The sequence below is a fragment of the Rhizobium rhizogenes NBRC 13257 genome (assembly GCF_000696095.1).
Lineage (GTDB): Bacteria > Pseudomonadota > Alphaproteobacteria > Rhizobiales > Rhizobiaceae > Rhizobium > Rhizobium rhizogenes.
Genome location: NZ_BAYX01000005.1, coordinates 21,346 through 33,750, shown reverse-complemented (window position 1 = coordinate 33,750; position 12,405 = coordinate 21,346). Strand labels below are relative to the sequence as shown.

The 12,405-nt window shown below is 60.6% G+C and carries 10 protein-coding genes; 6 read left to right on the top strand and 4 right to left on the bottom strand.

The features are described 5' to 3' along the window. Positions 1–10: 10 nt before the first annotated feature. Both hflK and RRH01S_RS12130 read left to right on the top strand, forming a co-directional pair. Entirely contained in the window at positions 11–1,024 is a 1,014-nt protein-coding gene (gene hflK / locus RRH01S_RS12135) for a protease modulator HflK (RefSeq protein WP_234711684.1), read from the top strand. Then, on the top strand, positions 1,021–2,967 hold the full coding sequence (locus RRH01S_RS12130; RefSeq protein WP_202034316.1) for a heavy metal translocating P-type ATPase: 1,947 nt from the start codon (positions 1,021–1,023) through the stop codon (positions 2,965–2,967). The genes hflK and RRH01S_RS12130 overlap by 4 nt, the downstream gene beginning before the upstream one ends. A 5-nt stretch (positions 2,968–2,972) precedes the next feature. Here the strand turns inward: RRH01S_RS12130 and RRH01S_RS34175 are convergent, their stop codons facing one another. Continuing rightward, positions 2,973–3,407 carry a hypothetical protein gene (locus RRH01S_RS34175; RefSeq protein ID WP_131596088.1) on the bottom strand — a complete coding sequence of 145 codons (435 nt, stop codon included), beginning with the start codon at positions 3,405–3,407 and terminating at the stop codon, positions 2,973–2,975. Between the two features lie 24 nt (positions 3,408–3,431). Next, complete coding sequence (locus RRH01S_RS12115; protein WP_042472159.1) at positions 3,432–3,983, bottom strand: hypothetical protein; 552 nt, start codon at positions 3,981–3,983, stop codon at positions 3,432–3,434. Positions 3,984–4,255: 272 nt separating this feature from the next. Between RRH01S_RS12115 and RRH01S_RS34390 the strand changes: the two genes are divergently transcribed. The 4 genes from RRH01S_RS34390 to RRH01S_RS12100 all read left to right on the top strand — a co-directional run bounded on the left by RRH01S_RS34390 (position 4,256) and on the right by RRH01S_RS12100 (position 10,728). Continuing rightward, positions 4,256–4,429 carry a hypothetical protein gene (locus RRH01S_RS34390; RefSeq protein WP_007691372.1) on the top strand — a complete coding sequence of 58 codons (174 nt, stop codon included), beginning with the start codon at positions 4,256–4,258 and terminating at the stop codon, positions 4,427–4,429. Positions 4,430–4,580: 151 nt separating this feature from the next. Continuing rightward, positions 4,581–5,543 carry a hypothetical protein gene (locus RRH01S_RS12110; RefSeq protein ID WP_042472156.1) on the top strand — a complete coding sequence of 321 codons (963 nt, stop codon included), beginning with the start codon at positions 4,581–4,583 and terminating at the stop codon, positions 5,541–5,543. Between the two features lie 3 nt (positions 5,544–5,546). Further along, positions 5,547–7,481: a flagellar biosynthesis protein FlhA gene (locus tag RRH01S_RS12105; RefSeq protein ID WP_042471927.1), complete on the top strand. Its 1,935-nt coding sequence runs from the start codon at positions 5,547–5,549 to the stop codon at positions 7,479–7,481. A gap of 64 nt (positions 7,482–7,545) precedes the next feature. Beyond that, on the top strand, positions 7,546–10,728 hold the full coding sequence (locus tag RRH01S_RS12100) for a hypothetical protein (protein WP_042471924.1): 3,183 nt from the start codon (positions 7,546–7,548) through the stop codon (positions 10,726–10,728). 64 nt (positions 10,729–10,792) lie between these two features. Here RRH01S_RS12100 and RRH01S_RS12095 read toward each other — a convergent pair whose 3' ends face one another. Continuing rightward, complete coding sequence (locus RRH01S_RS12095) at positions 10,793–11,599, bottom strand: EscU/YscU/HrcU family type III secretion system export apparatus switch protein (protein WP_042471923.1); 807 nt, start codon at positions 11,597–11,599, stop codon at positions 10,793–10,795. Continuing rightward, positions 11,586–12,401 (bottom strand): EscT/YscT/HrcT family type III secretion system export apparatus protein, encoded by an 816-nt coding sequence (locus RRH01S_RS12090; RefSeq protein ID WP_042471920.1) that lies wholly within the window; start codon positions 12,399–12,401, stop codon positions 11,586–11,588. Before RRH01S_RS12090 ends, RRH01S_RS12095 begins: the two co-directional genes overlap by 14 nt. Positions 12,402–12,405 lie beyond the last annotated feature (4 nt).

The following is a 12,405-nucleotide window of genomic DNA, read 5'->3' as shown; positions in this document are numbered from 1 at the left end:
CAGGAATTCGATGGCGCAGCATCAGGCCGTTCGCCTGGTGTCCATGCTGCTGTCCGCGATCACGGTGCTTGCGGCCGTCGGCTGGGCAACCTCCAATATCCGGGAGATCGCACCGCAAAACCGGGCCGTCGTCTTTCGCCTGGGCGCCTTGAACCGGGTGCAGGAATCCGGCCTGTTATGGGCCTTGCCCGCGCCTTTCGAAAAGGTCTTGCTGCTGCCCGACGGCGCAACGGTTCTGGAACGCCGGATCGATGGATTGCTTCGTTCGCCGGCCGCGCAGACCGGAGAGACCGGGGCTGAGACAGAAAGCGATACGCTTGCGGGATCGGGATATCTGCTGACCGCCGACGCCAGTGTCGTGCAGCTCGACATCCGCGTCTTTTATCGGGTGACCGACCCCTTCGCCTACGCCCTGCAGCAGGACCATGTCCTGCCGGCACTCGACCGCCTCGTGACCCGCAGCGCCGTCGTGATCTGCGCTTCCCGCGATCTGGACAGTATTCTGGTCGCCCGCCCCGAGCTGGTCTCCGCTGACAGCGATGTCGCCGAGCGCCGCGAGCGCTTGCGCGCCGACCTGGTGGACAGCATCAACGCCAGCCTAGGCGCACTGAAATCGAAGGGCATGGGTCTCGGGATCGAGATCGACCGGGCCGATGTTCAATCCGCACTCCCGGCATCCGCCGTGAGTGCGTTCGACGGGGTGCTGACCGCAAGCCAGCAGGCAGAGCAGGCGATCGCGTCGGCACAGAACGATGCGGAAAAGGACAGACAGGCCGCCGATCAGGAAGCCGATCGGATCGTGCAGGTGGCGGAAGCCCAATCCAGCGAACGTCTGGCAAAGGCGCGCGCCGATACGGCCACCGTCACCGGCTTTGCAAGCGCGCAAGGGTCCGATAGCGACCCCGGCCTTCTCTGGCGCCTCTATCGCGATCGCGTTGCCAAAATCCTGTCGAAGGCAGGCTCGGTGGTCACGGTCGACCCCAGGGACGACGCACGCCTCATCCTGCAGGGAGCCGACAAATGAGTGTCGCGACCGATCATTCCCACGGCTCCCATGGCCACGCGCATCATCATGGCCATATGCTCAGTGCCGGCCTTCTGACCGCCAACGAAAAGCAGGCGGCGGCCATTCAGCTGACCCTCGCCATGGTCGCCTTGAACCTGCTTGCGCTCGGCATCGCATGGCGCTGGCTTGCGCCGGACGAAGAGGGCGTGAGCCAGCTTCTGCTGGCAGCTGCCTCGCTGATCGTCGCGGTTCCGGTCATCCGGTCCGGTTGGCATAGCCTGCGCCATCCAAGCCTGCATGGCATCACCGACCAATTGATCGCTCTTGCAATGCTGGCCGCCTGGGCGACGGGCGACCTCCTGACCGCGGCCCTCCTCCCGATCATCATGATATTCGGCCATGTGCTCGAGGAGCGCAGCGTCATCGGATCGAAGGAAGCGATGGAGGCGTTGGCGCGTCTGACCCGTAGCCACGCACGGCTGATCACGCCGGACGGCTCGACGCGTGAAATCGACAATGTCACGCTGAAGCCAGGCGATCTGGTGGAGGTGAGAGCAGGAGACCGCGTTCCCGCCGACGGTCGCGTCAGGCAGGGACAGGCGAGCCTCGACACTGCCCCGATTACCGGCGAATCCGTGCCTCTCGAAGTCACAGCCGGCATGGAGGTCTTCGGCGGTGCGATCAATCTGGACGGTCGTCTCGAGATAGAGGTGACCCGAACCGGCGAGGATTCGACGCTTGGAAAAGTCATCGCACTGATGCAGCGCGCGGAAAATTCAAAGCCGCCGATCACCCGGCTCTTGGAGCGCTACGCCCAGCAATATCTGGGCTTCGTGCTGACGATAGCGGCCATTGCCTGGTTCCTCACCTATAATGACCAGATCATGCTGGCGATCCTGGTCGCGGCCTGCCCCTGCGCCCTGGTTCTGTCAGCACCGGCAACGGCAATTGCAGGTATCGCGGTCGCCGCGCGCCATGGGATCCTCATCCGCAGCTCGGCATTTCTCGAAGAACTGGCAGATTTGACTTCCCTGGTCATCGACAAAACCGGCACCCTCACCTTCGGCCGGCTTCGGCTGCAAGATATTAGACTGACGGGCAATACGGACCGGGAAGCCGTTCTGGCCTTGGCCGCCTCTCTGGGCGCTGCCAGCAGCCACCCGGTCAGCCGGGCGTTAGCCTCGCTTGTTTCCCATGACGCCTACCATCCGCTGACCAACGTCCGCGAACTTCAAGGACTGGGTGTCGTTGCCGGCACGGCAAAGGGCGAAGTGGCGCTCGGACGTCCCGAATTGTTCGAACGCCTGTCGGTCGTCGTTCCCCCGGTTCCCTCGCACGACGGCCCGCTCGCGGGCCTTTCCATCGGCGACGAGTTTGTTGCCTGGCTTCTCCTGTCGGACACGGTCAAGCCGGAGGCTGCGGTTGCGATGACGGAGTTGCGGGCACTCGGACTCAACCGGCAGCTTCTGCTCACCGGCGACCGTCAATCGGTCGCACATGCCCTGGCGCGAGAGATCGGCATAACCGATGTCGCGGCTCAGGCCCTGCCCGCCGACAAGCTGAAACGCGTGTTGAGCGAGACGAAAAGCGGCTTCAAACCTCTGGTCGTCGGCGACGGGATCAACGACTCGCTTGCCCTCAAGGCCGGTGCCGTCGGGATTGCCATGGGCGCGGGCGGCGCCGATATCGCGCTCGCCTCTTCGGACATCATCCTGATCGGCAGCGATTTGCGACGGCTCGGCACATGCATTCGCCTGAGCAGGCTTTGCCGCCGGACATTGAAAACCAACGTCATCATCGGTCTCGGCTGGACCGTGGCGATCGTAGCACTAGCGGGATTCGGTTTTCTTGGGGCGGCGGGAGCCGTCGTCGCCGCCCTCCTCCACAATTTCAGTACCCTACTGGTGCTGGCAAACGCCGGACGGCTGATGCGATATGACGAGCCGCTTATTGCCCAATGAGCTCGCTATTCTGCGCCATCATCCGCTTCAGGCGTATCTTCCTCCAGGCTCTCCAGGACGCATTCCGTGCGCCGAACGATACGAGCAGCGCGCGCAAGCCTTGCCCCGCATTGGTCGGCAGCCTCCTTCACATCAAGGCGCTCCTCTTCCAGGGAGCGTTGACGCCGACGAAGCTGCTCGAGTTCCGCCTTCACCATGGCCGCTTGCCGTATTGATGTATGCAGTTCCTGCCCGCTGACTTGCTGGCCTGGCTGCAACAGCCGCGTCGGCGACGCAGCATCCACTCGCTCGGCTGTGGAACGAAGGTCCAGCGCAAGGGCCTCTGCCTCCGCTTCCATATCAACCAATCGATGACGCAGCGCCGCGAGTTGTCTGGCAAGGCCGTCCGCGCGGATATTTCTGATCAGCAAGAGTTCCGCAAATATGTTCGCGTCATCCATCTGGTCACCATTTGCCAAGACTGATCAGTTCGCCGCGGCAGGAGGCGTGATCATTTCCACATGGCCACTCTTGATCACCTGCACCGTTTCCACGGTTGATCGGTTCAACACCGTCTCGACCGCGGAGACGAAAGCGGTAGGGCCTCGCACGATAACAAGATCGCTGGCCGGATCATATCGGATGGCGTCGTCTGGGTAGAGCGGAAAGAGCGCGTCGATCGCGCTCCGCGTCACCTTCCAGCCTCGTCTCTTCTGTTCCAGGATCACGGTGGAAACCTCGCTCTTGGGCGCGATGATGACCCGGCTTCCGTCAAAGGCGACGAACAGATTGCTGACGCGGCCGAGCGCCTCAAATGCGGCCACGCCCTCTTCCTTCACCGACCAGTTCTCCACCTGACCGGTTAGCTTTCCGGTGGTCGTGACCGGTATTCCGGACATGAAGGACAAGGTATCCACCACGTCGGCCACCGGCTGGGACACGACATTGAGGCGTATGTCCTGCCCGCTGGCCACCGCCTGCACCGTCAACGGCGCCAGCAGGATGAGAAGGGCAATCGAGGATACGCGCAACTTCATCACGATGATCTCCAATCTTTTTCGGCTTACCCCTAGCATCCTGCCCGCAAGTATCACAGATCGCCATTGCCATTTTTTAATATAAAGTTAAAGTTATTTTGGAATTTAATCGATTAACTCGAATAATATTTCAGTTATTCAACAATATCTAAATATCCGTATTGCGATATCCATATCCAAAATACGAATTAACCGAAATTTAACAACGATATCTTGATTATTACTATCACTTAGGCAATGTTGTGCCTGCTTAATCGCAAAGGAGACAAGCAATGGCTACAACCCCTACCAGCAGCACCTCCACTCTGGATGCTGGCATCAACTCCGCCATCTCGAGCTTCAAGTCCGCTCAGAACGAAGCAACGGCTCAGAGCTTGCAGGTCGCAACCGAGATCACCAAGATCAACGGCGTTGCCAACGCCATCAAGAAAATCGGCCCGGGCTGATGCTTTCGGCGAAGCCGACCATGGTCGGCTTCGCCCCCTTTTTCGTTACCAAGCCCGTTTATGGCACCGCGCCTTTCCCTCATCACAGTGATTGTCTGACGGCTCGGATTGGCCGGAAAGGCGTCCGAAACAGAAACCGCCGTTGAAGATCATGCGTACGGTTCCATCTCCATCTTCCGCCACTTTCAGCAAGACAACGGACGGCAACAGCGCGCCGACCTTGCACATCGCGCGTGCCGGGCGGGTATCCGCCCATCACCTTGGACCGGGGACCTACACCGTCGGCGGCGGCCAGACCTGTGACTTCGTCATTCTAGGCTGCGATCCGGAGCCCGCATTTCGCCTGCATGTTTCCGATGTGACAAAGCGAATGACTGCCACCATCGAAGCACTGCGCGACGGCGTGGCCATTAACGATTCTGTCCTGGATCGCGGCGAGCGCATTTCCATCGGCTCCAGCGAAACCATCCGCTTTGCAGACATTGAGTGCCGTATCGAGAACCTCTCTTCGTATCCGCCTGCCCGACAGCCCCTGACCTTCCGCAGAATGGTGGCCGCTTGCCTTCTGATGCTCGCAGCTCCCCTCCTGTACATCGGCTTCGGGCCGAACCGGGAGCCGGCGCCACCCGTCCAGACGGCACAAATCAAAACGGTCGCCCCGCAGCCGACCGCCGGTTCGATCACGGAAGAGCTAGGCGAGGCGATGCGACTGGCCGGCCTGCAGCTCGGTGCGAAACTGGCGGACAATGGAACCGCGATCCGCATCGGCGAAGGGTCCAAGCCGCTCGACATGGCCAGCAAGACACGATTGGATAGCATTCTCGCCGCCATTTCGCGCCGCAGCCCCGTTCCTGTCGTCGACATGACGACGCTCTCGTCTGGCCTGGCCGGCTTCGTCGCCGCCGCCGGCTATGCACCTGTCAAATTCATCATCGGCAATGACGGCCGGCGCTACCGCGAGGGGGAAACGGTTTCCGGCGACTGGCGTATCAAGGAGATACGCCCCGGGGAAATGGTGGTCGCGCGCGGCAAGGAAACCGACACGATCAGCTTCGATCCCGCGCCAGACAAGAAACTCCGGCTGGCGCGCACCGCAGGCGACGGAGGAGCATAATCCATGATCCGCATCCTGCCGCCATTCGCAGCCATCGCCAAACGAACCGATATCCTGTTTGCAGGATTTTTCGCCGTTATCGTCGTCATGATGGTGCTGCCGATGCCGACGGTGCTGATCGATGCGATGATTGCCTTCAATCTCGCCTTTGCCTTCGTAGTCCTGGTAACGACGATCTACCTGCGCAACGTGCTCGATATCTCAACCTTTCCCGCCGTCATCCTGATCGGGACCCTGTTTCGTCTCGCTTTGACGATTTCCACGACACGGCTTGTGCTCGCAGAGGGCGATGCAGGCGAGATCATTTCCGCGTTCGGTTCCTTCGTCGTTGCCGGCAATGTGGTCGTCGGTTTGATCATGTTCCTGATCGTGGCGCTGGTTCAGTTCATCGTCGTGACCAAAGGCGCTGAAAGAATTGCCGAAGTCGGCGCCCGCTTCACGCTCGACGCCATGCCCGGCAAGCAGCTTGCCATCGACAGCGATCTGCGCAGCGGCCACATCTCCGGCGAGGCCGCCCAGAAGCGGCGCTCGCAGCTCGAACGGGAAAGCCAGTTCTTCGGCGCCATGGACGGCGCCATGCGTTTCGTCAAGGGCGACGCTATTGCCGGACTGGTGATCGTCGCGGTCAATCTCCTCGGCGGCCTGGCGATCGGCATCTTCCAGCGTGGATTGAGCTTCTCCGAAGCCGCCCAGCTCTATTCGCTGCTGTCCATCGGCGATGGCCTCGTGTCGCAGATCCCGTCGATGCTGATGGCCGTTGCCGCCGGCACGGTCGTTACCCGCGTCAGCGCCGATGAAAGCACTAATCTCGGCAGTGAAATAGGCCGTCAGTTGATCAAGGAGCCCCGCGCCCTCGGCATCGCCGCTGCAATCACGCTGGGAGCCGGCCTCATCCCTGGCTTTCCAACCACCGTCCTCTGGCCGATCGGCATCGGCCTTGCCACGCTGGCGCTTGTCCTGGTCCGCAAGCGCAGATCCCAGTCCCCGGCGCTCGACGCCGCAAAGGGAGTGGCTCATCAGCAGAACGGCACAGCCACCGCCGCCCTTGATCGCGCAAAATATGGAGATCCCATCGTCGCGACGCTCTCGGCCGCCACCATGTCCCGGCTCGAGGCCAACAATCTCGGCGGCCATCTCGATGCGCGCATCCGCGTCGCCGCCCGCGCAGTGGGCGTCGCCATTACCGTGCCGACATTCAACGCTGATCCCCGCATGGGGGAGGATATGATCCATATCCAGGTCGAGAACGTGCCGGCCGGGCTTATCTCCTGCAAGGCCGATCGCCCGGCGGAGCTGATCGCACAAGATATCGTTCGCATCGTCCGGCGTCATACCGGTTCGATTTTCAGCGTCGATGACGCAACGCAATGGCTTGCGAGCCTTGAGCCTCGGCTGGGCAAACTCGCCATCGACGTTCGCACCCAGGTTTCACCGATGCTGCTGGTCGCCGTCATTCGACGCCTGCTCGATTCCGGCGTCACGCTGTCGCAACCGCGTGGCCTTCTGGAGACAATGCTCAAGATCGAACCGCACGAGCAGGATCCGGACAAATTGGCTGAGAAGGCGCGATGGGCTCTGTCGCGGCAGATTGCCTTCGGTCTTCTTGATCAGCGGGGACTGCTGCCCGTGCTGTCGCTTTCGCCGGAATGGGAACGCTTCGTCCGATCCTACAGCGACGCCTCAGACAAGACGGAGAAGGAAGGGATCAGCGAAAAGCTGCGCCGGTTGGCGAACGAAACCAAGGATGCCCTGGTGGATGCTAACGAGCGCGGCTTCGATCCGGTCGTCGTCATGCCGGGCGAACTGCGCTTCCTGACACAAGCATTGATGATCCGGCACAATTGCCGCGTGCCGGTCGTCGCAATCGAAGAAATAGACCACGACATCACCTCCGATGTCGTGGGCATGGTCGGAGTGCAGCAAGAAAACACTGCGTAACAACAAGCCCGATCAGGCGTGAAACTGAACACAGTCGCGACACTTATCCAAGGGAAACAGACACATGGTGGATTCCGTCAATAACTCGACCTATCCGGACTTCCTGCAACAGGACATGTCGAAAACCGGCGATCTCCAGAACGAGGCGACGAAGCGCCTTGTCGAGGAATACAAGAATGCGGACCGCAGCTTCGAAAGCGTCGACGTCGCGAAGAACCCATCGAAATATACGGCCGAGCAGAAGTTGATCATGTTCCTTGATCTCCTGCAGTCGAAGGCCAACTACAACGGTTATACGGATGCCGTCGGCCAGCACTATTCCTGGTATGGAGCCGACGCCAACACGACGGCCGGCGTCGTCCTGCGCACGCACAAGGAAATCAAAGCCGATTACGACCGGGCAATTTCCTCGCTGGAAGCCGATACCGATGTTCAGACGCTTCTCAACAAGCGCCTGTTCCAGGAAATCAGGGAGATGTTCGCGGAAGGCAAGAATCCCGAGGCCTATGCCGCCTTCAAGGATCATTTCGCGGCGAATGTCGTCAGCGGCAAAATGCTGACGGACGGGCTGGCCGCCGGCGAACCGCTGCAGGAGGTTCTCAACAACTACTCGTCGGCCCTTTATTTCTATTCCCAGGTTCTGTCCGATGCGGACTTCAAGAGCATGGCTCCGGAAGCAGACAAGAATTACTCGGATTTCCTCCAAACAAACCTTCTGGACGGTTCGGCACCTATGGACGCACTCGACGGCCTGGCGGGGAGCACGAATGGCGATAGCAGCGCACTCGACAAGCTCCCCGGTTTCGGCAGCGTCTTGCCGGTGGTGCCCGATAGCGAGCTGGCAACCACGGTCTTCGGCGACGGCCTCTACGACAAGAACCTGATGCAGGCGCTGTCGGGGCAGACCGAGCTGTTCCGACCGACGGTAGAGCTGCTCGCCAAGCAGATGTATGGCGACAACAAGGTGGCAGCGGACGCGTTCACTGCCAAGGTGATGGAGCTTCTCCCCACGGTTTGGGACCAGATGGCCAATGGCGGTTCGGCGCTCGATTTCTACGGGCTTTTTGATCGACTTTTCCAGAAAATCGAGGCTCCTGCCGGCGTCAATGTCACGGACTACAAGACCAGCATCCGGGAAGCGATGGGCGCCCTTGTTCAGGGCGGCGCGCTCGTTTCCCAGGCTCAGCCGACAGACATCGCGCAGCCACTCGTGGTTCGGGACGCCGATGGCAATTTCGTTCGCCAGTCTGGCCTCAACACCTATAGCAAGGACGAGATTTCCGCGATGATCGCGGCCGCCACCGGCCTTGCCGGTCGATCGCGTGCCGACAGCAGCTCGCGCAGCGGCGAAAGCCGATATGATTCCGATCCGGCCAATACGGCAACGCTCGAGCGAAAGATGTTCGGCACGGAAAACCACGCCTGGGATAGCGCGGTGAGCGGTGCGTTTGCCTTTAAGGACGTGGAGACCGCCGCCTCCAAGCTGACGGATCTGGTCGGCGACCGCGCCCCGGACCTGACGATCACGGCGCCGATACCGGTCAGAAACGGCTATGGTTTCGACAGCGTGTTGCCGACGATGGCCGATAGCGGGCTCGCCACCACCGTCTTCGGAGACGGACTCTACAACAGCGACCAGATGAAATATCTGTCGGGCAAGAGCGAGTTGTTCAGACCGACGGCGGAAATGCTCGCCAATCAGTTTTTCGGCGACAACAAGGTAGCTGCCGACGCCTTCACCGCCAAGGTGATGGAGATCCTGCCTTCGCTTTGGGACAAGATGACCAGTGGCGAGATGTCCGCGGCCGACTTCCAGGGACATTTCGACCGGCTTCTTCAGAACGTATCGGTCCCCGACGGCGTAAACGCCGCCGACTACAAGGCCGCGATCGAGGATGCCGTCACCGCGCTGATCCAGGGCGGAGCCGTTGTCGCGCAAACGGAACCCTCGGATATTTCGCAGCCGCTTGTCGTTCGCGACGCCAACGGCAATTTCGTTCGGCAATCGGGTCTTAATACCTATAGCGACAGTGAGATCTCGGCGATGATCGCCGCCGCAACCGGTCTTGCCGGCCGGTCGATCACGGATACACATATCCGCCAGCCGGAAGGACGTGGCGGCACAGACGAGAGCTACAGATCGACCGTCGACAACAAGATGTTCGGCATCGAAGGCAAAGCCTGGGACAAGGCCATGCTGGAAGCCTTCGCGACCAAGGATGTGGAAACGGCGTCGACGAAACTCTCCGATTTCGTCGGCAACTATTCCGGGGACTATGAGGTGACGCAGCCAAAAGCCGTTACCACCCTGGATTCGACACAACGAGCCGAGAACCTCGCCACCGTGCTCCAGCCGACCATTTCGACGATGGCTCAGGACCTGTTCGCGAACAATCTGCCGGCGCAGCAACAGTTTTCCATCAACATCATGTCGATCGTCACCTCCGTTTGGGGCATGGCCAAGCCCGGCGGCGATGTCGCCACCCTCATGAAGCAATTGCGGGAAAAACTCGAGGTCGAGGTCACACCGCCGCCGGGCGTGGAAAAGAACAAATACTTCAACGCATTGATGGATGGCGCCAATGCGCTCGTCTACGGCAGCGTCATCGCATATCGCGCGACGACCGGGCGCGTCAGCACGCCGGATGCCATTGCGGCGACCGTTCTCTACGGCACCTCCTTTGCGTCCAAGATTCTGAGCGGAACCGGGCATTTCCTCTCCACTGTCGAGGACGTCGGCAAGCTGTTCGGCAACGGAGCTTCCTGGAATGCGAAGGCATCCACCATGTTTGCCGCCGATACGCTCAAGATGGCGTCCAGCGCCTTGGGCGCCGTCATCGGCGTGGGTTGGATCGGGCTCGACATATTCTGGACGATCGGCGCCAAGAGAAGCGGCGCCGACGCGCTCGAACTCTCGATGTATTCGATCGCGACGATCGCCGACAGCGTCGTCGGCTTTGGTTCCGTCATCGGTGCGGCAGCCAAGGGGCTTCAGTACGGCATTCCCGAGCTTGCCGGCGCGCTTTCCTTTACAAAGACCTTCAGCACGGTCATGGGCGTCGCCAGCCTCATTTCCAACGCGATCTGGCTCGGCATAACGGCCTATGCCGACATCAAGGAAGCCCGCGAGTTCGACAAGCTGACGCACCGGATGAATAACGAGACCGAAAAACTTCTCGACGATCCGATCCTCTTCAACGGCCCCCGCATACCGGCGGGCGGTTGGCCGGACTGGTCTCCCTGGTGAGACAAATTCGGCCACCTATTGGTCAACGAGAGAATTTCAACCGAAAGCCGGGAATGGGCACAGCCTATTTTCCCGGCTTTTCCCTGCGCGGCGGCGCATTGCGCATTTCCGCGCCGACACGGCGGCGTGCCGATTTCAGATGTGGATCGCCTTGCGTATCCTTGTGTTCCCGCCGGGCTTCCGTCTTGGTCATGCGATGTTCGCGGCGAAACAACAGGCGCGAGATGGACAGGTCGAAGAACGCCGCGGCAAGCATGATCGCAGCTGCGACGACGACGATGGTGCCGATCAGATGGGCGGCAACGGATAGCGAGCAGGCCTCGCCGCAAAGCGGCGCCCAGAAAATGCCGTTCAGAAAATAGAGGACGGCGCCGCCACCCGCGACGGAAAGGAGAATGACCTTGACGATGCCTTTGAGAAACTCCACCAGGTTCGTCACGGAAAAGAGCTTCATGATCCCACTTGCCGGATTGAGCCGGTTGAGATCGAAATTCATGTGCTTCATCGACACCGGGAACCCCTGGCCGTCGAGGATCGAAACGGCAATGGTGATCGCAAGACCGAGCAGCATGGGCATCCACAATATGCCGAACAGTATTTCGGCCATATCTGTGACAGCCGTCAAAGGAAAGCCGGGATCTGCCTGCGGACTTCCGGTAAGGCCTGCAGCTTCAAAACCGACACCGAAAATCCTGGCGAAATCCCGCAGGATATCGCCGAGTGCCCAGGCGAGATAAGCGGCGATCGCCAGCACGGAGATGGCAACCGGGATTTCCTTGGAACGGGCAACCTGGCCTTCCCGCCGCAACCGGTCGAGCTTGACCCGGCTCGGCGGCAGGCTCTTTTCTTCCGTATCGTCATTTTTGGACATCGGCAGTCTCGAAGATCGACTTCACCTCGGCAAAGCCCCGGATCCATATTTCGTTGAAATAACTGCCCGCGAACATGGCATAGAGCACCAGCACGGCAGCCACCGCCAGGTTCTTGAACGTCGCCACGCTGTCGTTCAGCGGAAACTGCTTGGCAGAACGGCCAACAAAGCCGAGCGACAACTCGATCGCGCCAATGATGATGACAAAGGGCGCTGCCAGCAGCGTACCCATCCGGAAGAGCTGGATGAAGATATCAAGGATGATCTTAAGCGCATCCCCGTCGAAGGCGGGTTTCAACGCAAACAACGGCCAGAATTCGAAGGATTTGTAGAAGATGGCGACGAGGTCGGTAATCCCTCCGGTTGCGACAAAGATGGCCAGCGCGATCGACATCAGCACCGAACCGAGCGTCGTCGTCTCAAGCGCATTGACCTGATCGAAGAGATTGGCCGCATTGGCCCCACGATAGACATCCGTCATGTCGCCCGCCGATTGCGCGGCCCAGAAAGGAATGCCGAGCCCCATGCTGATCAACCCGCCGAACACGAATTCCTTCAGGAACAGGACACCGAGGATGAGATAGCTCGTCTGGCCCTCCGCCAGCACCGCATGGGCAAAGGCGACGGCCGGCGCGGAGAGACCGATAGCAAGCCCGATCCGCAGCAGGCCGGTGATGCTGAAAAGAGAGAATAGCGGAAAGATGGAGAGAATGCCGAGCGCCCTCGCCGCCCCCAGCGCCATCGCCGCCGGGATCGCGGTCTGTAAATTGACGACGGGGAACTGGGCAAGGCTCGTTTCCATCCGG